The sequence below is a fragment of the Olleya sp. KJ81-1 genome (assembly GCF_055808135.1).
Genome location: NZ_CM147854.1, coordinates 729,400 through 752,914, shown reverse-complemented (window position 1 = coordinate 752,914; position 23,515 = coordinate 729,400). Strand labels below are relative to the sequence as shown.

At 31.7% G+C, this 23,515-nt stretch carries 16 protein-coding genes, 3 tRNA genes and 1 pseudogene; 11 read left to right on the top strand and 9 right to left on the bottom strand.

The features are described 5' to 3' along the window. Positions 1–267: 267 nt before the first annotated feature. The 4 genes from AC0L3M_RS03485 to AC0L3M_RS03470 form a co-directional block, all read right to left on the bottom strand. Positions 268–341 (bottom strand) — tRNA-Arg (locus tag AC0L3M_RS03485). 14 nt (positions 342–355) lie between these two features. Beyond that, positions 356–430: transfer RNA gene (locus AC0L3M_RS03480), tRNA-Pro, on the bottom strand. Positions 431–469: 39 nt separating this feature from the next. After that, a tRNA-Ser gene (locus AC0L3M_RS03475) sits at positions 470–558 on the bottom strand. Between the two features lie 98 nt (positions 559–656). Next, positions 657–2,699, bottom strand: a complete 2,043-nt coding sequence (locus AC0L3M_RS03470; RefSeq protein ID WP_473431846.1) for an HD family phosphohydrolase — start codon at positions 2,697–2,699, stop codon at positions 657–659. A gap of 126 nt (positions 2,700–2,825) precedes the next feature. Here AC0L3M_RS03470 and AC0L3M_RS03465 point away from each other — a divergent pair, with 126 nt between their 5' ends. Further along, the gene (locus tag AC0L3M_RS03465; protein ID WP_292945887.1) at positions 2,826–4,004 is read left to right on the top strand and encodes an acetyl-CoA C-acyltransferase; all 1,179 of its coding nucleotides are present in this window, start codon (positions 2,826–2,828) and stop codon (positions 4,002–4,004) included. Positions 4,005–4,013: 9 nt separating this feature from the next. After that, positions 4,014–4,763: a C40 family peptidase gene (locus tag AC0L3M_RS03460; RefSeq protein WP_292945889.1), complete on the top strand. Its 750-nt coding sequence runs from the start codon at positions 4,014–4,016 to the stop codon at positions 4,761–4,763. A gap of 55 nt (positions 4,764–4,818) precedes the next feature. Here the strand turns inward: AC0L3M_RS03460 and AC0L3M_RS03455 are convergent, their stop codons facing one another. After that, a complete protein-coding gene (locus AC0L3M_RS03455) occupies positions 4,819–6,054 on the bottom strand; it encodes a tetratricopeptide repeat protein (RefSeq protein ID WP_473431845.1) in 1,236 nt (411 codons plus the stop codon). A gap of 31 nt (positions 6,055–6,085) precedes the next feature. Further along, on the bottom strand, positions 6,086–8,638 hold the full coding sequence (gyrA, locus tag AC0L3M_RS03450; protein WP_292945895.1) for a DNA gyrase subunit A: 2,553 nt from the start codon (positions 8,636–8,638) through the stop codon (positions 6,086–6,088). A gap of 260 nt (positions 8,639–8,898) precedes the next feature. On the opposite strand from gyrA, the gene AC0L3M_RS03445 reads away from it, so the two are divergent. Both AC0L3M_RS03445 and AC0L3M_RS03440 read left to right on the top strand, forming a co-directional pair. Next, positions 8,899–11,454: an ATP-dependent Clp protease ATP-binding subunit gene (locus AC0L3M_RS03445; RefSeq protein ID WP_473431844.1), complete on the top strand. Its 2,556-nt coding sequence runs from the start codon at positions 8,899–8,901 to the stop codon at positions 11,452–11,454. Positions 11,455–11,527: 73 nt separating this feature from the next. Continuing rightward, positions 11,528–11,911 carry a hypothetical protein gene (locus AC0L3M_RS03440; RefSeq protein ID WP_473431843.1) on the top strand — a complete coding sequence of 128 codons (384 nt, stop codon included), beginning with the start codon at positions 11,528–11,530 and terminating at the stop codon, positions 11,909–11,911. Here the strand turns inward: AC0L3M_RS03440 and hutH are convergent. After that, positions 11,903–13,411: a histidine ammonia-lyase gene (gene hutH / locus AC0L3M_RS03435; RefSeq protein WP_473431842.1), complete on the bottom strand. Its 1,509-nt coding sequence runs from the start codon at positions 13,409–13,411 to the stop codon at positions 11,903–11,905. The two genes, AC0L3M_RS03440 and hutH, sit on opposite strands and share 9 nt — an antisense overlap. Before the next feature lie 126 nt (positions 13,412–13,537). Here hutH and AC0L3M_RS03430 point away from each other — a divergent pair, with 126 nt between their 5' ends. Further along, complete coding sequence (locus AC0L3M_RS03430) at positions 13,538–14,590, top strand: TlpA family protein disulfide reductase (RefSeq protein WP_145001599.1); 1,053 nt, start codon at positions 13,538–13,540, stop codon at positions 14,588–14,590. 74 nt (positions 14,591–14,664) lie between these two features. On the opposite strand, the gene AC0L3M_RS03425 is transcribed toward AC0L3M_RS03430, so the two are convergent. Continuing rightward, positions 14,665–16,221 carry an NAD(P)H-hydrate dehydratase gene (locus AC0L3M_RS03425; RefSeq protein WP_473431841.1) on the bottom strand — a complete coding sequence of 519 codons (1,557 nt, stop codon included), beginning with the start codon at positions 16,219–16,221 and terminating at the stop codon, positions 14,665–14,667. A 224-nt stretch (positions 16,222–16,445) separates the two neighbouring features. On the opposite strand from AC0L3M_RS03425, the gene thrA reads away from it, so the two are divergent. The 4 genes from thrA to AC0L3M_RS03405 all read left to right on the top strand — a co-directional run bounded on the left by thrA (position 16,446) and on the right by AC0L3M_RS03405 (position 21,677). Next, positions 16,446–18,887, top strand: a complete 2,442-nt coding sequence (gene thrA / locus AC0L3M_RS03420) for a bifunctional aspartate kinase/homoserine dehydrogenase I (protein WP_473431840.1) — start codon at positions 16,446–16,448, stop codon at positions 18,885–18,887. 67 nt (positions 18,888–18,954) lie between these two features. Then, positions 18,955–19,878 carry a homoserine kinase gene (locus tag AC0L3M_RS03415; protein WP_473431839.1) on the top strand — a complete coding sequence of 308 codons (924 nt, stop codon included), beginning with the start codon at positions 18,955–18,957 and terminating at the stop codon, positions 19,876–19,878. A gap of 79 nt (positions 19,879–19,957) precedes the next feature. Continuing rightward, entirely contained in the window at positions 19,958–21,250 is a 1,293-nt protein-coding gene (gene thrC / locus AC0L3M_RS03410) for a threonine synthase (RefSeq protein WP_473431838.1), read from the top strand. Positions 21,251–21,296: 46 nt separating this feature from the next. Continuing rightward, positions 21,297–21,677 (top strand): VOC family protein, encoded by a 381-nt coding sequence (locus AC0L3M_RS03405; protein ID WP_473431837.1) that lies wholly within the window; start codon positions 21,297–21,299, stop codon positions 21,675–21,677. Positions 21,678–21,748: 71 nt separating this feature from the next. On the opposite strand, the pseudogene AC0L3M_RS03400 reads toward AC0L3M_RS03405, so the two are convergent. Then, positions 21,749–22,392 (bottom strand): annotated as a pseudogene (locus tag AC0L3M_RS03400) (SDR family oxidoreductase). 168 nt (positions 22,393–22,560) lie between these two features. Here AC0L3M_RS03400 and AC0L3M_RS03395 point away from each other — a divergent pair. Beyond that, positions 22,561–22,962: a hypothetical protein gene (locus tag AC0L3M_RS03395; RefSeq protein ID WP_473431836.1), complete on the top strand. Its 402-nt coding sequence runs from the start codon at positions 22,561–22,563 to the stop codon at positions 22,960–22,962. An 83-nt stretch (positions 22,963–23,045) separates the two neighbouring features. Further along, a complete protein-coding gene (locus tag AC0L3M_RS03390) occupies positions 23,046–23,513 on the top strand; it encodes a DMP19 family protein (protein WP_473431835.1) in 468 nt (155 codons plus the stop codon). The last annotated feature ends 2 nt before the right edge of the window (positions 23,514–23,515 follow it).

Genomic DNA, 23,515 nt, shown 5'->3' with positions numbered 1-23,515 from the left:
AGCTTTAAGTAAGCTAATTTTTTATTCATATTGCTTTCCTTTTTCGTCGGTAATAAATTTATTAAATATTTAAACTTTCAAAAATAATTAACGCGTACTTAATTGATAAATTAAGAATCTTTTATAATACCATAAAAATGGTATCAAGATTAATTATTAAGAGATATAACAATTATTACTTCTATCTTAAAAGTATTTAAAGAATAGTAAAATATAAGAAATCAATATAAAACAAAAAAGCTTCACTATATCTAGTGAAGCTTTAAGTGAGCCCGACAGGATTCGAACCTGTGACCGCCTCCTTAGAAGGGAGGTGCTCTATCCAGCTGAGCTACGAGCCCGTAGCAATAAAAAGTCGGGGTGGCAGGATTCGAACCTGCGGCCTCCACGTCCCAAACGTGGCGCGATAACCGGGCTACGCTACACCCCGAAAAAGGTTATCAAAATAAAAATTTTGAGAAAATAATAGCGGAGAGACAGGGATTCGAACCCTGGGTAAGTGTTTCCACCTACGACGATTTAGCAAACCGCTCCTTTCGGCCACTCAGGCACCTCTCCGTTAATTATGTTGTAATGAACTTTGCAATTAATTGCGGGTGCAAATCTAAGATATCATCTTAAATTACACAACATTTTTTACTGTTTTTTTTGAAAAATTATTCAGGGTATTCAATTCTAAGATGGTAAATATTTGCAAGCTTGCGTTTTAGCACTTTTTTAATGGATTCAATTTCTTTAAAAGTTATGTTAGCATTCAAAAATTGACCGTCATCTTTTTGTTTATTTATGATATTTTCGACAAAATTATCAATTTTACTTGATGTTGGTTCTTTTAAACTTTTGGAAGCTGCCTCTACACTATCACACATCATTAAAATAGCAGTTTCTTTACTAAAAGGTTTTGGACCTGGATAAGTAAAATCTTCGATGTTTACAGCTTCACTATTAGCCTTTTCTTTCATATAAAAATAATAGACTTGACTTGTACCATGATGCGTTCTAATAAAGTCTATTACACGATCAGGTAGATTATATTTTTTAGCTATTTCAATTCCATCTAAGACGTGGTTAATAATTATTTTTGCACTTTCTTTTGGTGATAATTCATCATGACTATTAATTCCTGAAGATTGATTTTCTGTAAAATAGGTTGGCGATTTCATTTTTCCTATATCATGATACAATGCACCTACCCTAACTAGCATTGCATTGGCTTCAATCTCATTGGCTGAAGCTTCAGCTAAATTTGCTACATTTAATGAGTGATGAAAGGTACCTGGTGCTTTATTTGATAATTCTTTTAAAAGTTTAGAATTGGTGTCGGATAATTCTAATAATGAAACATCAGACACTAAACCAAATAGTTTTTCATAGACATAAATTAAAGGTTGCACAAATAAGGTTGCAAGTCCGCATAATATAAATAGTCCAAAGGTTTCCCATTTTAAGTTATCAATACTTGCTTCATGTATTACAAAAAAAGCAAAGTAAGCTATAATATAAACCAATGTAATTTGTCCAACTGATATAAAAAGGTTTGCTCTTTTATATAATTCTGATACTGTTAAAATAGTAACTATACCTGCTATTATTTGTAAAAACATATACTCATAGCTATTTGGTACAATAGAGCCTAATAACAAAACAGTAATTACATGTGTAAACAAACCTAATCTGGCATCAAAAAAAGCTTTTAATACTAAGGGTAAAATTGCTATTGGTACCAAATAGACGTATTCTGAATTATAATTTATGATTAACGTAGTAAGTAATACAATAATTAAGACGTTAAAAAATATAAAAGTAACTTTAGTATTGTTTTTATAAACATCTAACCTATATTTTCTAATAAATAATAACAGCATTAATAACGCTAAAGCAACTAATAATGTGTATGCAAAAACTATCCAATTATAGCTAGATTTACTCCAAACCTGAGACTCATATTCCTTTGATAATGAATTTAATACCTGATATTTATCATCATTTACCACCTCTCCTTTTGATATTATTAAGGTCCCTTTATCAATTACACCTCGATTACTAGAAATCTTATCTAAAGACTCTTGTAATACATTATCTGTAAGGGTTTTATTATAAGATAGGTTGGATTGTATGATATCAAAAAACAAAGCTGTCAATTTATTTGAATATCTAAATAAATTTTCGTCTTTCAATTCTTTTTCAATATTGTCTTTTATATTTCCTTGTTTTTTTAAATTAGTATATAATGCAGATTTTTTTTCAACATTATCAACTAAAATTACCACGTTACTTTTTTCGTTAATTTTAAGATCTTCATTTAATATACCATACTGATAAAGATTATTCAGTATCACTAAACCTTTAGATTTTAACTTATTAAAGTTACCAATAGAATCATTAAATGTTTTATTAAAAGCATTTTCATATTCATTTTTTACTTTTTCTTCAATGGTTTCGTTTTTATCAAAAAAATAAGTGGTTTGAGCTTTTATAAGCTCTTGCTCTTCTGTAACTTTAAGCTTTGATTTTTGAATTGCAAAATTAAAAGGTGCATATAAATTTTCGGTTTGCCAAGGTTTCCCTTTTTCAAAATTATACTTAAACCGTCCGCTTTTTGGAAAAATAAAAACGATTAAAAATGTTGTTGCTAAAAACAATAATATCTTATAAAACTGAGAATGGTTTTTATAAATGGTATTAATTTGATCTTTCATGCTTTAATCTCGTGTTTATCAAATGTAACAAATTATAACCCTATTATTAAGTTATAATCCCAAGAATAACCTAAATTTTATTAAAAAATTAGTAATTTCGTGGGACTAATATATTACATAAAAATTATGAGTAAAAAAGTCGTTATTGTCTCTGCTGCTAGAACACCAATAGGTAGTTTTTTAGGAGCTTTAAGCACTGTACCTGCTACAAAATTAGGAGCTATAGCTATTAAAGGAGCTTTAGATAAAATAAATTTAAAACCAGAATTAGTACAAGAAGTATTAATGGGAAATGTTGTTCAGGCTGGTAATGGTCAAGCACCAGCTAGACAAGCTGCTATTTATGCAGGAATACCAAATACAGTACCTTGTACAACTATTAATAAAGTTTGCGCATCTGGTATGAAAACAGTCATGCAAGCTGCACAAAGTATTGCTTTAGGTGATAATGATATAGTAGTTGCTGGAGGAATGGAAAACATGAGTATGATTCCGCATTACCTTCATGCTAGAACCGGAACTAAATTTGGTCCAGCTACTTTAATTGATGGTTTACAAAAAGACGGTTTAGTAGATGCATACGATCAAAATGCAATGGGTGTTTGTGCAGATGCTTGTGCTACAGAATATAACTTTTCAAGAGAGGATCAAGACAACTACGCTATACAAAGTTACAATAGATCATCTGCTGCATGGGAAGCCGGGAAATTTGATAACGAAGTCGTTCCAGTAGAAGTTCCACAAAGACGTGGAGAACCTATTATTGTTAGTAAAGATGAAGAATTTACTAATGTTAAAATGGATAAAATACCTGGTTTAAGACCTGCTTTTAGTAAGGATGGAACTGTAACTGCAGCAAATGCATCTACTATTAATGATGGTGCTGGTGCAGTGGTGTTAATGAGTGCTGAAAAAGCTGAAGAATTAGGTTTAACACCTCTTGCAACAATTTTAAGTTATGCAGATGCTGCTCAAGAGCCAAAATGGTTTACAACTGCTCCTGCTAAAGCTTTACCATTAGCTATTAATAAAGCTGGCATCGATCTTAAAGATGTTGATTATTTTGAATTTAACGAAGCTTTTGCTGTAGTTGGATTAGCTAATATGAAAATTTTAGGTCTAAACGATTCTAATGTTAACGTAAATGGTGGTGCTGTATCACTAGGTCACCCACTTGGATGTTCTGGAGTTAGAATTTTAATTACGCTACTTAACGTTTTAGAACAAAATGACGCTAAAATTGGAGCTGCTGCTATATGTAATGGTGGTGGTGGTGCTTCTGCTATGGTTATTCAACGTCACTAAAATCAACAAATGCAGTTCGGAATTTGTAATTTAAGTATTTTACCTTTAAGATTAGAACCATCTGATACTAGCGAATTAGTTTCGCAAGTACTATATGGCGATTTATTTAAGGTTTTGGAGCAACGTAAACAATGGAGTAAGATTAGATTAGCCTATGATAAATATGAAGGTTGGATTGATAATAAACAGTATTTAGAAATTACTGAAGAATCCTATCAAAATCTAAATTTAGAAGCTCTAAAACTATCGTCTGATTTAGTTGAATTTGTTCAAGACGAAAATCAGCTATTAAATACGATTGTTTTAGGTTCAACTTTAAATGGGTTATCGTTATTAAACCATACTTATGAAGGTGTTTATGTTGATAAACAAAATCCTAAATCTGAAATAATTTCTACTGCATTTAAATATCTTAATTCACCTTATCTTTGGGGAGGAAAAACACCTTTTGGAATTGATTGTAGTGGTTTTACTCAAATGGTTTATAAACTAAATGGTTATAAACTATTACGCGATGCTTCGCAACAAGCAAGTCAAGGTGAAGCTTTAAGCTTTATTGAAGAGAGTGAACCTGGTGATTTAGCCTTTTTTGATAATAACGAAGGTGTTATAACACATGTTGGTATTATAATGAAAGACAATTACATTATCCATGCTCATGGTAAAGTAAGAATAGACCGTTTAGATCACAGTGGTATTTATAATTCTGATAAACGAATGCATACCCATAAACTTAGGGTTATTAAAAAGATTATATAACATAAAAAAGCCTTCATTAAATGAAGGCTTTTTTTATTCTACTTAATAAATACTACTATTTATTAATATGGCTTTTAGCTTCTTTAGCTTTTTCTGTTTCACCTAAAGCATTATATATATTTGCCAATTGCTCGTATATTGAATCTGGAGCTTTTGGATCTATTTTTATATAATTTAATAACGTATTTGCACCATCATTAAACAGCTGACCTTTTTGATTTTTTAATTGGTCATATTTTAAATTATCAGCTTTACTAGTTCCTAAGCTATTCATTTGCTCAATCAATGCATTACCTTCTGTTATGTATGAAGTTGATAAGTTTAATGCAGCATCAGAGTTTTTTGGATCTAATTCTAATACCTTTTCAAAAGACTTTCTAGCTTTTGCTATCTCATTACTATTCATATACACAACACCAATGTTATAATGGATTGTAGGATCGTTAGGCACTTTTAAAGCTGCTTCTTGTAATAACTCTTGAAACTTAGCAGTATCACCCATTTTATTATAAATATTAGCTTCGCTAATAATTAAGTTGACATCTTCAGGATTGTTCTTTTTTGCTGTAGCAATAGCCTCTAATGCTTTATCATTTTCGCCTTTATTAGCGTAAATTAAAGCAATATTTTTAGTGATTTCACCTGCTCTAGATTCTGTTTGTCTTTCACCTGGATTTTCGTGTGTTCCAAGTTTTACGTAGTTATCTCTAGCATTTTTTTCTAAAATCTCTTCTTCTCCATTTGCTTTGTTTGTTGCAAAATACTCTGTACCAACACCTGTATAACCTAATTCATTAAGTTGTAAATAGTATTTTAAAGCACCATCCATATCTTGATTGTTAATAGCACTAGAAGCAGCATAATATAAGTACGCTTGCTCTTCCTTATTTACATTATAAAGATTTTCAAAAGCAACTGCTGCTTTACCAAACTCTTTAGTCGTAAAAAAACCATTAGCCTTAGTTAATAGGTCATTTTCAATATCTTGTCTTAAAACAGTTACGTCACTATTATCTGCTGTTACTTTATCTAAAAGTGTTGTTGCTTTTAAAACATCTTCAGCACTAGAAGTTCCATTAGCAAAATATGCATTTGCTGCAGCTAAATAATACTTATCTTTTAATTTATCGTCCATAGATCCTATCATAGGTTCTAATTGCGTGATTAAGCTTTTAGCTTCAGCATAATTATTTTTATTTACTGCCTTTTCTAAAGCTTTTACTTCTTTTTTCTGAGCAAAAGAAAACACTGTTACAAGTAATGCTATCGCAAGAATTAATTGTTTTTTCATTATTAGTTTTTTTTAATTGTTAAATTTAAAATTATTCTTCTTCTGTAATATCAATAGTTGTGCCATCTTCAGCATCTGTACTGTTTTCTAGACCTTCCAAAGTTTCATCTAATTCTTCTTCATCGTCCTTCATTACTTTTGCAACTGCTGCTATTGAGTCTTTTCCTTTTAGGTTAATTAATTTTACACCTTGAGTTGCTCTACCCATAGTACGTAAACTTTCTACAGCCATACGTATTGCAATTCCAGATTTATTTATAATCATTAAATCATCAGTATCTGTTACTGTTTTGATTGATACTAAATCTCCTGTTTTTTCAGAAATCGAGATGGTTTTAACTCCTTTACCTCCTCTATTTGTAATTCTATAAACCGCTTCTCCATCTTCTGGATCATCTATATAAGTACGTTTACCATAACCGTTTTCAGAAACTACAAGAACTGTTTCTTCTTGTGGGTTTTCTACGATTACCATACCAATTGCCTCATCTTTTGGATGTGCTAAAGTTATACCTCTAACACCAGATGCATTTCTACCCATTGGTCTAGTTTTAGCTTCTTCAAATCTAATGGCTTTACCAGATTTAAGTGCTATCATTACTTGACTGTTTCCAGTAGTTAATTTAGCTTCTAGTAACTCGTCATCCTCCTTAATAGTAATAGCATTAATACCATTAGTTCTTGGTCTAGAATATTGCTCTAAAGCAGTTTTTTTAACTTGACCTTTTTTAGTAGCCATTATTACATAATGACTATTAATGTAGTCTTCGTCTTTTAAATCTTGAGTACAAATAAACGCCATTACTTTGTCGTCTTGCTCAATATTTATTAGGTTTTGGATTGCTCTACCTTTAGAGGTTTTACTTCCTTCTGGTATTTCGTAAACACGCATCCAGAAACATTTACCTTTTTGAGTGAAGAATAACATGTATTGGTGATTTGTACCAACAAATAAATGTTCTAAGAAATCTTCATTTCTAGTTGTAGATGCTTTTTGTCCTACTCCTCCTCTATTTTGTGTTTTGTATTCTGTTAAAGACGTTCGTTTAATATAACCTGCGTGCGAAATAGTAATTACTACTTGTGCATCAGGTATCATATCCTCGATGCTTAAATCTCCACCTGCATATTCTATTACAGAGCGACGTTCATCTCCATACTTTTCTTTAACAACTATTAATTCATCCTTAATAATTTGCATTCTGCGATCTTTTTTATCCAGAATATCTTTAAGGTCTTCAATAGTTTTCATTATCTCTTCATACTCACTACGCAACTTGTCTTGCTCTAGACCAGTTAATTGACGTAGACGCATCTCTACAATAGCTTTTGCTTGTATTTCTGAAAGTTTAAAACGTTCTATTAAGTTGTTTCTTGCTTCGTCTGCGTTATTAGAAGCTCTAATAATAGCAATTACTTCGTCTATATTATCAGATGCAATAATAAGTCCTTCTAATATATGTGCTCTTTCTTCTGCTTTACGCAACTCATAAGTCGTACGTCTAACAACTACTTCATGTCTGTGCTCAACAAAATAGTGAATCAATTCTTTTAGATTCAATAATTGTGGTCGACCGTTAACTAAAGCAATATTATTTACACTAAAAGAAGACTGTAGTGCTGTATACTTGTATAGTTTATTTAATACAATATTAGGAATGGCATCACGCTTTAACACGTAAACAATACGCATACCGTTTCTATCAGACTCATCTCTAATAGTTGCTATTCCTTCAAGTTTTTTCTCGTTAACTAAATCGGCAGTCTTTTTAATCATGTCTGCCTTATTGACTTGGTATGGTATTTCTGTAACAATAATACACTCTCTACCTTGAACTTCTTCAATATTAGCATTACCACGCATTACAATACGTCCTCTACCAGTATGAAAAGCCTCCTTTACACCATCATATCCATAGATTGTACCTCCTGTTGGAAAATCTGGAGCTTTAATATGTGTGATTAATTCGTCAATTTCAATATCGTTATTTTCAATATAGGCAATTGTACCATCAACCACTTCTGTTAAGTTATGAGGTGGCATATTAGTAGCCATACCTACAGCAATACCTGATGCTCCATTAACTAAAAGTCCTGGAATACGTGTTGGTAAAACAGTCGGTTCTTCTAAAGTATCGTCAAAATTTAATTTATGATCTACAGTTTCTTTATCAATATCTGCCAACATGTCTTCAGATATCTTACGCATACGTGCTTCTGTATAACGCATTGCAGCTGGACTATCTCCATCCACTGATCCAAAGTTACCTTGACCGTCTACTAACATGTAACGTAAACTCCACTCTTGAGCCATACGTACCATTGCGTCATAAACTGATGTATCTCCATGTGGATGATACTTTCCTAAAACCTCTCCAACTATTCTTGCTGACTTTTTATGTGCGGAACTTGCTCTAACACCCAGTTCATGCATACCGTAAAGTACACGTCTATGTACTGGTTTTAAACCATCTCTTACATCTGGTAAAGCACGTGACACAATGACTGACATTGAATAATCAATGTAAGCCGACTTCATTTCATCTTCAATATTAATTGGAATGACCTTTTCTCCTTCTGCCATATATAAATTTAATTAGTTTTATTCATTATTTCAAAACACGCTAATATAAAACTTTCATTAGTAACGGTAAGCCTTTTAAGTCTATTTTTTGATGTTTTTTATTAACAATTACGTACTCCTTTTTAGTTAATAACTCAATTGTGCTTTATTTTGAAATATTCACTACTTTCAAACCTCAATTAATTAACATATTATTTAAGGTATAGTTTTTGCCATTACTAATTATGTTTACTATTTTTAAAGCTGAAAGGAATAAATATATGGATGATAATTTTTCACCAAGAGTAAAAGACGTCATTGCCTATAGTAAAGAGGAAGCATTGCGCTTAGGACACGACTTTATAGGCACGGAACACTTAATGCTTGGTTTATTAAGAGACGGAAACGGAAAAGCAATAAATATTTTAAATGCGTTGGATATTGATTTAAATCATTTAAGACGAAAAGTTGAAATATTAAGTCCTGCTAATCCTAATACCACAATAATTTCTAACGAAAAGAAAAACTTACACTTAACACGTCAGGCAGAACGTGCGCTTAAGACTACTTTTCTAGAAGCAAAACTGTTTCAAAGTACATCAATAAATACTGCACATTTATTATTATGTATTTTAAGAAACGAAAACGACCCTACTACAAAACTTTTAAATAAGTTAAAAGTAGATTATGATAATGTTAAAGAACAATTTAAGTCTATGATTACAAACGACGATAACTTCGAAGATATAACTGGAGCTCCAAAAGCTGAGTCATTTCAGGATGATTCCTCTGCAGAAGACTCTAGTTCTAAAGACATATTTAATACACCTGGAGCAAAAGGCAATAAAAAATCTAAAACACCTGTTTTAGATAATTTTGGACGCGACTTGACAGCTATGGCTGAAGAAGGTAAACTTGATCCAGTTGTGGGACGTGAAAAAGAAATTGAGCGTGTGTCTCAAATACTTTCGCGTCGTAAAAAGAACAACCCTTTATTAATTGGTGAGCCTGGTGTTGGTAAATCTGCAATTGCTGAGGGTTTAGCAAATCGTATTGTTAAACGTAAAGTATCACGTATTTTATTTAACAAACGTGTAGTTACTTTAGATTTAGCAAGCTTAGTTGCTGGTACTAAATATAGAGGACAGTTTGAAGAGCGCATGAAAGCGGTTATGAACGAGCTTGAAAAAAATGACGATGTTATTCTTTTTATTGACGAAATTCATACCATCGTTGGTGCTGGTGGAGCAACAGGAAGCTTAGATGCTTCTAACATGTTTAAACCTGCTTTAGCCAGAGGAGAAATACAATGTATTGGTGCTACTACTTTAGATGAGTACAGACAATATATTGAAAAAGATGGGGCTTTAGAGCGTCGTTTTCAAAAAGTAATTGTTGAACCTACTTCTGTGGAAGAAACGATTGAAATTTTAAACAATATTAAAGCTAAATATGAAGATCATCATAATGTAACGTATACCGATGAAGCTATTGAAGCTTGTGTAAAGTTAACTAACCGTTATATGACTGAGCGTTTTTTACCAGACAAAGCAATTGACGCTTTGGATGAAGCTGGCTCAAGAGTACACATTACAAACATTGATGTCCCTAAGCAAATAATCGAATTAGAGAAAAAATTAGAGGACGTTAGAGAGACTAAAAATACGGTTGTTAAAAAACAAAAGTACGAAGAGGCTGCACGTTTACGTGATGACGAAAAACGCTTAGAAAAAGAATTAGCTGTTGCACAAGAAAAATGGGAAGAAGACACTAAACTACATAAAGAAATAGTATCCGAAGACAACGTCGCTGATGTTGTAAGCATGATGACAGGAGTACCTGTTAATCGTATCGCGCAAACTGAAAGTAACAAACTTGCCTTACTACCTGATTTAATAAAAGGTAAAGTAATAGGTCAGGATGATGCAGTTGCAAAGGTTGTTAAAGCTATACAACGTAATCGTGCTGGTCTTAAAGATCCTAATAAACCAATTGGTTCGTTTATCTTTTTAGGTCAAACAGGAGTTGGTAAAACGCAATTAGCAAAAGTATTATCTAATCAATTATTTGATAGTGAAGAAGCTATGATAAGAATTGACATGAGCGAATACATGGAAAAATTTGCGATTTCAAGATTAGTTGGTGCACCTCCAGGATATGTAGGTTACGAAGAAGGTGGACAATTAACTGAAAAAGTGCGTCGTAAACCTTATGCTGTAATTCTTTTAGATGAAATAGAAAAAGCACATCCAGACGTTTTTAACATGCTATTACAAGTCTTAGACGATGGTTATTTAACTGATAGTTTAGGTCGTAAAATAGATTTTAGAAATACCATAATTATTATGACTTCTAATATTGGAGCAAGAAAATTAAAAGATTTTGGTACAGGAATAGGTTTTGGTACTGCTTCTCAAAAATCTCAAGAAGATGCTAACTCTAGAAGCGTTATTGAAAATGCACTTAAAAAATCATTTGCTCCAGAATTTTTAAATAGAATCGATGACGTTATAGTATTTAATGCGTTAGAAAAAGAAGATATTAATAAAATTATTGATATCGAATTAGATAAATTACTAAAACGTATTGATGGTTTAGGTTATAAACTAAAATTAACCAAAGCAGCAAAAGATTTTATTGCAGAAAAAGGTTTTGATAAGCAATATGGAGCACGACCTTTAAAACGTGCTATACAGAAGTACGTTGAGGATGCTCTTGCTGAAGAAATTATCACTTCAAAATTACAAGAAGGCGATAAAATAGTAATGGATTTAGATACAAAAACTGATGAAATTACTATTGCTATTGAAAAAGCAGAAAAACCTGCAGAATCTTAAAATTAGAAATATATTTGCATAATATTAAAAGCTTCACTAACTTAAGTGAAGCTTTTTTAATTAATTATATTTGATGAATTTTACGAAAACAAAATTATCTTTTTGCACGCTATTGGTTTCTGACAATATAATGATTGCTGAAGTAAATGAAGGCGTTGTATTTAATCAAGACATATCCGATGAGATTATCTATTTTGCTAGTGTAGCATTTAAAAATAATCCATTTGTATATATCACTAATAGAATACATTCATATGCAGTAGATCCTACAATATATAAAGGCGTATCACAAATAGAAACCCTAAAAGGATTTGCAGTAGTATCCACTACTCTAGCAGCTAGAAATGCAGAAATCGAACGGTTATTTTTAAATAAACCTTTCGAGATATTTTCAGATATTGAAGACGCTAAACTTTGGGCAATTCAAATACTAAATAAGACTATAGAATTAAAATAATTCTTCAGAATCTATACCTAATGTTTGAATAAATTCAATCGAAGCTTGAATATCATCATGTAAAATTTCGTCCTCTTTAATAAAAGGTACTACTTCACGATAACTAAAAATAAATTGCTCTATAAATTGGCTTGATTTTAAAGGTGCTCTAAATGCTAATGCTTGAGACGCATTAAACAGCTCAATAGCCAAAACGCGTTCTACATTATTAATTAAAGTATACGCTTGTGTAGCTGCATTGGCTCCCATACTTACGTGATCTTCTTGACCATTACTAGAGACAATACTATCTATACTTGCAGGAGATGCTAATTGCTTATTAGCACTAACTATACTTGCTGCAGTATATTGCGGAATCATAAAGCCTGAGTTTAAGCCAGGATTATCAACTAAAAACGCTGGCAAACCTCTTAATCCTGATACTAATTGAAACACACGTCTTTCTGATATATTACCTAATTCTGCCATAGCAATTTTTAAATAATCTAATGCTAAAGCTAAGGGTTGTCCATGAAAGTTTCCTCCAGAAATTATTTCATCTTCTTTAGTAAAAATATTAGGATTATCTGTAACCGAGTTAATTTCGGTCTCAAACGTTTTTGCTACAAAAGCTAAAGTATCTTTAGTTGCTCCATGCACTTGTGGTATACACCTAAAGCTATAAGGATCTTGTACGTGTTGTTTTTCTTGACTAATTATTTGACTACCTTCTAAAAACGCACTAACACGACTTGCAGTTTCTAATTGCCCATTATGCGGTCTTACTAAATGTATTAATTCATTAAAAGGCTCAATTCTTCCATCAAAAGCATCAATAGATACACTTCCAATTAGGTCTGCTAAATAGGATAATTTATAAGATTTAAGCAATAAATAAGTCCCATAAGCACTCATAAATTGTGTACCATTTAATAACGCCAACCCTTCTTTAGATAATAATGTAATAGGTTGCCAATCAAATTGTTTTAAGACCTTTTCAGCCTCTAATACCGCTCCTTTAAAAGTAACTTTACCTTTTCCAATTAACGGTAAAGACATATGTGCTAAAGGCGATAAATCTCCAGATGCACCTAAAGAACCTTGAGTATAAACTAAAGGTAATATATCGTTATTATAAAAATCTATTAAACGTTTGACTGTTACTAATTGTACTCCAGAATGACCATAACTTAAGGATTGTATTTTTAATAAAAGCATTAATTTTACAATAGGTTCTGGTACTAAATCTCCAGTCCCACAAGCATGAGACATCATTAGATTTTCTTGTAACTTTGTTAAGTTTTCATTACTAATCTTAACATTATATAACGATCCAAAACCAGTGTTTATACCATAAATAGGTCTTGTCTCTGATTTTAGTTTTTCATTTAAATACGTACGACATTCATTGATTTTATCAACAGATTCTGAAGATAATTCCAATTGTTTTTGTTCTAAAATAATAGATTGAATTGTTGCTAAATCTAAAGATTTTGAGGATATAATGTGAGTTGTATTCATTTGTATTTTTTGTCTGGTCAAAAGTCATCATAACTTAAATAATATGCAAGTATTTGTTAATAATTAAACAAATACTTTAAAACTTGTATTATTCTATATATTTTTGAGAAAATAAAAATTTAAATAATGAAAAAACTATTAGTTTGCTTAGCAGCTTTATCTATCGTTGCTTGTAAAAAAGAAGCTCCAAAAGATTACGCCACTTTTTCTGGTAAAATAGAAAATAAAAACAGTGATTCTTTATTTGTATACCAAGGTCGAGACTTTAAAAAAACAATTAAGGTAATGGAAGATGGTACATTTAGTGACACTTTAAAAGTAACTACTGGTGTTTTTGGAATTTACGATGGTAAAGAGCAAACAACTGTATTTTTAGCAAACGATATGGATTTAAAAATGACTTTAGACGCAAAAATGTTTGACGAGTCAATTAAATTTAGTGGTAAAGGTGCGGAGAAATCTACTTTTTTAGTGGATAGAATTAAATTTGAACAAGATTTAGTAGATGTGGAAGCTTTAAAAAATCTTGAAGCTTCAAATTTAGATGCAAGTTTAGAGGATATTAAAACTAAAATGCTTGCTTATTATGACAAAAATGAAGCTATAGATTCTACAATTATTTCAGAAGCTAGAAAGCAAGTGGATCCAATGTTAAAAGGATTAAAAGGTTATGTTTTAAGTGGTATTAAACTTAAGGAAGAATTTCCTGCAGGATCACCTTCTCCTACTTTTGAAAATTATGAAAACTACAAAGGTGGTACAACTTCTTTATCTGACTTAAAAGGTAAATTTGTGTATATAGATGTATGGGCAACTTGGTGTGGTCCTTGTATCGGAGAAATTCCTTCATTAAAAGCTTTAGAAAAAGATTACGAAGGTAAAAACATTGCTTTTGTTAGTTTATCTACTGATGATGGTAGAGGTTATAGAGCAGATAGTAAAGAGGAATCTTTTAAATTATCTAAAGATGGTTGGAAAAAAATGATTGAAGAAAAAGAAATGGGAGGCATTCAATTATTTGCAGATAATGCTTTTGAATCTGACTTTGTTACAGGTTACAAAATTAACTCTATTCCAAGATTTATCTTAATTGATCCAAATGGAAATATTGTTAATGCTGATGCACCAAGACCTTCTTATCCAAAAATCAAAGAGTACTTTACATCTATGGGTATTTAATCCTAAGTACAATTATTTTATAAAAAAAAGCGAACTGAAAAGTTCGCTTTTTTTGTGCTCTAATTTATTTACTTTTATTTTTTTGCATCGCTATCAGCATTTTCTATTTCTGGTTGCTCTGGTTGTTTAAATAAATCTAGGTAAGCCAGTGGAATACCTTCAATAACATGACTTGCTATAAAACTTTGATATCCTAATTCCTCTACTAATAAATCTGCAGATTTACCATGTAAATACACTCCAAATATAGCTGCTACTAATGGATCATAACTCTGAGCTATTAATCCAGAAATTATACCTGTTAAAACATCTCCTGTTCCTGCTGTTGCTAACCCTGGATTCCCTGTTGCATTAACATATAATTTATCTTGATAAACAGTTATAGTATTTGCTCCTTTAATTATAATAATACATTTATACTTTTTAGAAAACGCCTTGGTCTTTTTAAGTTTATCAAATTCATCTTTCCATTTCCCAACCAATCTTTCTAACTCTTTAGGATGCGGAGTTAAGACTGTGTTTTCTGGTAGTAATTTTAATAACGCTTTCTTTTTAGCTAATATATTAATTCCGTCTGCATCAATAACTAAAGGTGTTTTATTGACTTTTAAAAATGCTTCAAAAGCATCAATTGTCTTAACATCTGTCCCTACACCTACTCCAAACGCAATGACATTAGGTTGTATATCAAATGCTATGGATGTGATTATTTCTTCATCTGCATCTGTAATAACCATCGCTTCTGGAAAACCAACTTGTAAAGGTATGTAACCACATTTAGGCGTATAAGCTGTTACTTTTCCTGCTCCAATTGCAAGTATACCTTGACTAGCTAAAGTAACAGATCCTATTTTTCCGTAACTACCTCCAATAACTAAAACATGTCCAAAACTTCCTTTATGACTATATTTTTCTCTTGGTTTATATAACGGTAAGACTTCATTTTTTCCAATTAATTCCGCTTCGGTTGGTGTGGTGTAAAGATATTCTGGATCAATACCAATGTCTAAAACTTCCCATTGTACAGTGTATTTTGCAGTTTCAGGCAAAAAGAAAACTAATTTAGGCGTCTGAAAACTTAAAGTGTAACCAGCATTTACCACACACTCTGCATCCACAGGTGCTGTATCTGTAGCCAAACCAGAAGGTATGTCTATTGATAATACAAAAGCTTTTGTAGCTCTAAAATAATTAAATAATTGCTTAATCCAACCTTCCACAGGTCTGTTTAAACCTATACCAAAAATAGCATCTACTATTATATCTTTTTCATTTATAGCAGGTAATTCACTAGCATCATTTAATAAAACAGGCCAATCTTTGGTAGTGCTTTTTATGCGTTCGTAGTTATTTAAAAAATCTTTAGAGCGTGTTGTACTATGGTTAACAATATAAGTTTTTACATTATATCCATGAGTGGTCAAGTGTCTTGCAACGACTAAACCATCACCTCCATTATTACCTATCCCACAAAATACGTGAATTGGAACCTGTGCACCTTGCATACGCATATGCAACCAATTAAAGATTTGCGTTCCTGCACGTTCCATCAAATCTGTAGATGTAATACCTTGTTTTTTAGCAGTTAAAGCATCACCTTCATAAATTTGTTCTTTCGAAAATATTTTCATTTTAATAATATATTGGCTAATAATTATCAATCTCGCAAAAATTGACGTTTAGTTTTTTTGATAAAAGTAAAAGTAATACATTTGATAGGTATAGATGCATAAAATGAAAAAAAGACATACTATTTTTACGTTAATTATGACCATTACCCTTTTGGGTTAATAGCTATATATCCTTCCGTTTGGGTAGTTTTTTAACTACAATTCCTATCTTAAATTAATTTGAAATGAAAGTATTAAAATTTGGAGGTACCTCTGTAGGTACTGCTCAAAACATAAAAAAAGTTATAGCCATTCTTCAAAAAGAATCACTATCTAGTCCTATAGTGTGTGTTGTATCTGCTGTTGGTGGTATCACTGACAAATTGTTACAAGCAGGTGAGTTAGCTAAACAAAAAGACAAAAGTTATCTAACTGTTTTTGATAAAATTAAAAGCATTCATTTTAAAGTTATTGAAGGCTTAGTTAATAATCCTAAGTTTATTTTAAAAGAAGTTGATGCAACGTTTGAAAACTTAAAACAACTATTAAATGGTATTTATTTAATTAATGAGTTGTCTCCTAAAACATCTGATAAATTAGTAAGTTATGGCGAATTATTGTCTTCATTTATCATTGCAGAAGTCATGGAAGACTTGAATCTAAATACGGTTTTAAAAAATAGCCAAGAGTTAATAATTACAAATAATAACTTTACAAAAGCTGAAGTCAATTATGATGTAACCAATAAAAATATCGTAGATTATTTTAATAAAGCTAACCAACTTATCACTATTTTACCAGGTTTTGTTTCTAAATCACAAAGTGGAGAAACAACAACTTTAGGTCGTGGTGGATCAGACTTTACAGCTGCTATTGTTGCTGCAGCATTAAAAGTAGACCAATTAGAGATTTGGACAGATGTTAGTGGTATGTACACCACAAATCCTAAGTTAGTAAAACAAGCGTATCCAATAGCCAATTTATCTTATCAAGAAGCTATGGAATTATCTCACTTTGGTGCTAAGGTTTTATATCCTCCAACGGTCCAACCTGTTTTAAATCTATCTATTCCAATACATATCAAAAACACATTGCATCCAGAAGCTTTTGGGACTATTATTTCTAATCAAAAAAAGGAAAGTCATCTAACGGTTAAAGGGATTAGTCATATTGACAATGTTGCCTTATTAACATTGGAAGGTAGCGGTATGGTTGGTATTCCTGGGTTTTCAAAACGATTGTTTGAAACTTTGGCTAACGAGAAAATAAACATCATATTTATAACACAAGCATCTTCTGAGCATTCTATTTGTTTTGGAATAGATGTTAGTAATGCAGAACAAGCAGAACAAGCCATAAACACAGCATTTGAATACGAAATTTCGCTGCATAAAATTAATCCAATAATTGTTGAAAAAGGATTATCCATTATCGCGTTAATTGGTGATAACATGAAGAGTCACCAAGGTATTAGCGGAAAACTTTTTAGTACTCTTGGAAAAAACAATATTAACGTCAGAGCTATTGCTCAAGGCGCATCAGAAAAAAACATCTCTGCAGTTATTAATCAAAGTGATGTTAAAAAAGCATTAAATAGTTTACACGAGCGTTTCTTTGAAGTCAATACTAAACAATTAAATGTGTTTATTACAGGAATAGGAAATGTTGGCGAAAAACTAATTGATCAAATCAAACAACAACATAACTTTTTAAAAAAGAATCTAAAATTAGATGTAAAAATTGTTGGAATGTCTAACTCCAGAAAAATGATTTTTAATCCTAACGGAATAGATTTAAATAATTGGACAGAACCATTTCATCATGCAGACAAATCAAGCATAGAAGGGTTTTATCAAAAAGTAATAGAGCTTAATCTTAGAAACAGCATTTTTGTGGATGTTACCGCAAATAAAGACGTCGCTTCCGTTTATGAAAACTACTTAAAACAAAGTGTTGCTGTTGTTGCTTGTAATAAAATAGCTTGTTCGGACAAGTATGCAAACTATAAAAACTTACAAGATTTATCATTAAAATATAATGCACCTTTTTTATACGAAACTAATGTTGGTGCAGGTTTACCCATCATAAACACACTTAACAATTTAGTTGCATCTGGAGATAAAGTAATTAGTATACAGGCGGTTTTATCTGGTAGCTTAAACTTTGTGTTTAATAATTTTAGTGATAAAAAGAATTTTCATGACACGGTAAAACAAGCGCAATTTGAAGGCTATACAGAGCCTGATCCACGTATTGATTTAAGCGGAATTGATGTGGCTAGAAAAATATTAATTCTAGCACGTGAAAACGGAATTCCGATGGAAATCGAAGATATTACAAACGATTCGTTTTTAACTGAAGCAAATTTGAAAAGCGATTCTGTTGACGATTTTTACGATACTTTAATTAATGACGAAGCACATTTCCAAAAACTATATGCTTCGGCTACAGCCAATAAATGTCAACTTAAATATGTTGCCGAATATAAAAATGGAAAAGCAAAAGTAGGCTTACAAGAAGTACCAGAAGGTCACCCTTTTTATAACCTTGAAGGAAAAGATAACATTGTTATGTTTTACACACAACGCTATCCAGAACAGCCTTTAATAGTTAAAGGTGCTGGTGCTGGAGCAGATGTTACTGCATCCGGATTATTTGCAGATATTATCAGAATAGGTAATAAATAAGGCATATCACAGTTAGCATTTAGTAAAAATAGTACCGCTTTCGCGGAAATTATAAAAAGGAGTTTAAATGAACGAAATCAAAATATTCTCGCCAGCCACAGTCGCTAACGTTTCTTGTGGATTTGACGTCTTAGGCTTTTGCTTAGATACTATTGGTGATGAAATGGTGATTAGAAAAACCACTGAAAAAGGAATCAAAATAACCAAAATTGTTGGTGCAGACCTTCCTTTTGAAACAGATAAAAATGTTGCTAGTGTTTCGGCTTTAGCCTTATATAATGACGCTAATCCTGATTGTGGATTTGAAATAGAGATCTATAAAAACGTAAAACCAGGAAGCGGAATTGGAAGCAGTTCTGCCAGTGCAGCCGGAAGTGTGTTTGCTATAAATGAGTTGTTAGGCAGACCGTATAACCAAACCCAATTAACTGATTTTGCCATGAAAGGCGAAGCTGTAGCTAGTGGATGCGAGCATGCAGATAATATTGCGCCTGCCCTATTTGGCGGTTTTACATTAGTAAAAAGTACTTCGCCTTTACAGGTATTGCAATTGCCAACGCCTGATGATTTATTTGTGACTATTATCCATCCACAAATTGAAGTTAAAACGTCTGAAGCGCGTGCTATTTTACCACAACAGATTCCGTTGCAAAACGCCATCACACAATGGTCAAACGTTGGTAGCTTAGTCCACGCTTTACATACTAACGATTATAGTTTACTTAGCCAATCTTTAACAGATGTGGTTGTGGAGCCTTACAGAAGTCAATTAATCCCTCATTTTAATTCGGTTAAAACCGAAGTTATAAAAACAGGCGCTTTAGGAGCCGGAATTTCAGGTTCGGGACCATCGATATTCGCTTTGTCAAAAGGTAAAGAAACTGCTGAAGCTGTAGCCCAAGCAATGACTACTATTTATACTAAAACGGACATTAGTTTTAATACTTATGTGTCTAAAATTAATACAGAAGGCATGAAAATATTAAGTTAATTGCCATTACTAGTAGATAAAAAATTGAAAACAGATTACCACGTCCTTTGTTTACACAAAGACAAACAAAAATAAAAAAATGAACTACTACTCATTAAACCATAAAGCACCAAACGCAACATTTAAAGATGCTGTTATAAAAGGATTAGCGCCAGATAAAGGATTATATTTTCCAGAAAGTATAACACCTTTACCAGCTTCATTTTTTGAAAATATTGATAATTTAAGTTACAACGATATTGCGTTTGAAGCCTTGCAACAATTTGTAAGTCCAGATATACCAAAGGATGTTTTAAAAACTATTATTGCTGAAACCTTATCATTTGAATTTCCTGTTGTAAAACTGAATGACAACATCTCAACGCTAGAGTTATTTCATGGACCAACTATGGCTTTTAAAGATGTTGGCGCTCGTTTTATGGCGCGTTGTTTAGGCTATTTTAATAAAGACAACACCAATCAAGTTACAGTATTAGTTGCCACTTCTGGAGACACAGGAGGCGCAGTTGCCAACGGTTTTTTAGGTGTAAAAGGCGTTAATGTTGTGATTTTATATCCTTCAGGAAAAGTAAGCGATATTCAAGAAAAACAATTGACAACCTTAGGTCAAAACATTAAAGCTTTAGAAGTTGACGGTGTGTTTGACGATTGCCAAGATATGGTTAAGCGTGCTTTTTTGGATGATACATTAACAAGTAAAATGCAATTAACGTCTGCAAATTCTATTAACGTAGCGCGTTGGTTGCCACAGCTACTCTACTTTATGTTTGCTTACAAACAATTACACAAAACACATAAAGAGATTGTGTTTTCTGTACCAAGCGGAAATTTTGGAAATGTATGCGCAGGAATGATGGCACAACAATTAGGCTTACCTATAAAACATTTTATTGCGTCAAATAACCAAAATAATGTGGTTACTAATTACTTAAAAACGGAACATTACACACCAAAACCATCAGTACAAACCATAAGCAATGCTATGGATGTTGGTAATCCGAGTAACTTTATCCGTATTCAGGAAATCTATAAAAACAACTTTAGCACATTAAAAGAAAACTTATCCTCTTTTAGCTTTACAGATGAAGAAACAAAAGTGGCTTTAAAAGAGATTTATAGCCAATATAACTACGTTGCAGACCCACATGGTGCTGTTGGTTATTTAGGATGTAAAGCCTATTTAAAAACACATCCTAAAGCACATTGCGTGTTTTTAGAAACTGCACATCCCACAAAATTTTTAGATGTTGTTGAAGACGTAATAAAAGTAAAGCAAGTGTTACCACCACAAATTGAGGCAGTAATGGACAAAACAAAAGTAGCCACTAAAATTAGTAATTACGAAGGTTTAAAGTCGTTTTTATTGGCTTAATATTGACGGTTTTGATTAGTTTTACAGTCTAAAATCAATCAGAACAATGACATTTGTACATGACCATATTGCATTATCTGTAAAGAATGTTAACCTATCGGTTAATTTTTATCAACGTGTTTTTAATTTAAAAGAAATTAAAAACACAGCTTCTAACTCCAAAACCAGATGGTTAGCACTTACGGATAAAAAACAAATCCATTTAATACCTAGACCAGAACTGGAGGTTAAAACCAATAAAGCGGTTCATTTTGCTTTGGCAACACCTAACTTTGATTCTTTTGTAAAGCACCTTAAAAGTTTAGATATTTATTATTCTGATTGGCGCGATACACCTAAAAAAGATTATGTGCGTGATGATGGTGTCCAACAAATCTACTTTCAAGATCCTGATGGCTATTGGATTGAAGTAAACAATGCGGAATAGTAGCGTAATTTTAAAATAAAAAAAGCTACCAAATGGCAGCTTTTTTTATAGTTTGGATTATAACTTAATGATTATCCATTAACTTTTGATACTGTATTTAATGCATCACCAATTAAAGTTTCACCTTTTAAAATCTCGAATGTAGCATTATTTGCAACATCATCATTTAATGATCTTACTAAAGTTTGCGCAACATCGTTTCTGCTAATCTCTCCGCTTTTATTTAGCTTTGTTTCTAATTGTATTTTGTTGGTTAATTCTCCGTTAGTTAAGGATCCTGGTCTTACAATACTATAATTTAATCCGCTAGACTTTAAATACTCATCTGCATTGTGCTTAGCTTTTAAGTAGTCTTGTAATTGCTCAGCTTTTTCTGGTTGATCTGCTCCCATTGAGCTTAACATAACAAATTTTCTCACCTTATATTTATTAGATGCATCGATCATTCGTTTTGCACCTTCTTGATCTACTTCCACTACTTTTTTTCCTCCAGAACCTGCAGCAAAAACAACTTTATCAATAGTTTTATTAAAAGCACCAGAAACGTCCTGCTCTAAATCTGCTAAAACTGTTTCGATATTTTTAGCTTTAAAATATGGGATTTGCTCTTCCTTTCTAACCATTGCAATTGGGTTAAAATATTGAGATTCGTTTAAAAGATTTACTATTTTTTTCCTGTGGTACCATTTGCACCTGCTACTAATATATTTTCCATACTTAAATATAACCGCTAATTGCTTGCTTACCAAAAAACAAACATTGGTTTAACTTTAGTTTAATAGAATAAACACGGTTATTTAAGCTTATATTAATTTTTTTAACATTTGAAGTTATCAATTATAATATCGATCTTATAAAAAATAATAACTTCAAAATATCAAATATGACTATAAATAATAAATTAATTAGCAAAGGATTTGTCCTTGCTGGTATAATGAATAGCTCAGTATTACTTTTTTCTAGAGGTTTTACCAATAAGACTATTAACACTTACGATCCAGATGTAATGTCCAATTTTGGTATGTTGATGATTTTAATTTGGGGATTAGCTTATATATCTGTTGCGTATAGATTTAAAAATCTAAAAGGGCTGGTTGCTGTTTTTGCTATCGAAAAATTGATTTATGGATGCGTCTGGTTGCAATGGATAATGACTAATGATGTTGGCCAAGTTTACATAGAAGATAAAATGGCTGGCATATTTTACTCTATATATGGACTAAACGATTGGTTGTTTTGTGTTTTCTTTTTGTATGTTTTTATTAGATTATTAAGACAACAATAAAATTAAAGGCTACTATTTTATAAGATATTACTTAGCTAAAATAATGTCGTATCTTTGCCTTCACTTTAAAATTAAATGTTTTAATGACAGAAATAGACTTTGCGCTAAACCAAAAACAAGATACCGAAATCATAGAATTGGTAGGTACTGTGTTATGGAACAAAGCCAGTGAAGTTAATAGTTTTGAACAACTGTCTGAACCCGAAAAAACGTTTGTTTACATTGATATTTTTGAAGGTGAATTAAATAATGGTGGATTGTTTGACTTTTTTTACAATACATCTGGAGCTTTTGCCCATCAAGTATTGGATGCCTATCAAGCGATTGGTGCTGAGGAATCTGCTACAATTGTAAGTCAAGCTATAGCCTTGTTTCCGGAGTTACCAGTATCCAAAGACCTTTTTGTTAGAAGACAATTGATGTCTAATTTAAAGCAAACTGTATTAGATGAATGGGAAAAACTTGAGTCACAATTTTTTAATTCTGAAGAAGCTATTGTAACCTTACTAATTGCTTACATTACAATTAATAAAACCTATTTTGAATATTAACA

Excerpts from the sequence above, each read along its gene's own strand:
- AC0L3M_RS03470 (WP_473431846.1), bottom strand. The coding sequence starts at position 2,699 with ATGAAAGATCAAATTAATACCATTTATAAAAACCATTCTCAGTTTTAT.
- AC0L3M_RS03465 (WP_292945887.1), top strand. The coding sequence starts at position 2,826 with ATGAGTAAAAAAGTCGTTATTGTCTCTGCTGCTAGAACACCAATAGGT.
- AC0L3M_RS03460 (WP_292945889.1), top strand. The coding sequence starts at position 4,014 with ATGCAGTTCGGAATTTGTAATTTAAGTATTTTACCTTTAAGATTAGAA.
- AC0L3M_RS03455 (WP_473431845.1), bottom strand. The coding sequence starts at position 6,054 with ATGAAAAAACAATTAATTCTTGCGATAGCATTACTTGTAACAGTGTTT.
- gyrA (WP_292945895.1), bottom strand. The coding sequence starts at position 8,638 with ATGGCAGAAGGAGAAAAGGTCATTCCAATTAATATTGAAGATGAAATG.
- AC0L3M_RS03445 (WP_473431844.1), top strand. The coding sequence starts at position 8,899 with ATGGATGATAATTTTTCACCAAGAGTAAAAGACGTCATTGCCTATAGT.
- AC0L3M_RS03440 (WP_473431843.1), top strand. The coding sequence starts at position 11,528 with ATGAATTTTACGAAAACAAAATTATCTTTTTGCACGCTATTGGTTTCT.
- hutH (WP_473431842.1), bottom strand. The coding sequence starts at position 13,411 with ATGAATACAACTCACATTATATCCTCAAAATCTTTAGATTTAGCAACA.
- AC0L3M_RS03430 (WP_145001599.1), top strand. The coding sequence starts at position 13,538 with ATGAAAAAACTATTAGTTTGCTTAGCAGCTTTATCTATCGTTGCTTGT.
- AC0L3M_RS03425 (WP_473431841.1), bottom strand. The coding sequence starts at position 16,221 with ATGAAAATATTTTCGAAAGAACAAATTTATGAAGGTGATGCTTTAACT.
- thrA (WP_473431840.1), top strand. The coding sequence starts at position 16,446 with ATGAAAGTATTAAAATTTGGAGGTACCTCTGTAGGTACTGCTCAAAAC.
- AC0L3M_RS03415 (WP_473431839.1), top strand. The coding sequence starts at position 18,955 with ATGAACGAAATCAAAATATTCTCGCCAGCCACAGTCGCTAACGTTTCT.
- thrC (WP_473431838.1), top strand. The coding sequence starts at position 19,958 with ATGAACTACTACTCATTAAACCATAAAGCACCAAACGCAACATTTAAA.
- AC0L3M_RS03405 (WP_473431837.1), top strand. The coding sequence starts at position 21,297 with ATGACATTTGTACATGACCATATTGCATTATCTGTAAAGAATGTTAAC.
- AC0L3M_RS03395 (WP_473431836.1), top strand. The coding sequence starts at position 22,561 with ATGACTATAAATAATAAATTAATTAGCAAAGGATTTGTCCTTGCTGGT.
- AC0L3M_RS03390 (WP_473431835.1), top strand. The coding sequence starts at position 23,046 with ATGACAGAAATAGACTTTGCGCTAAACCAAAAACAAGATACCGAAATC.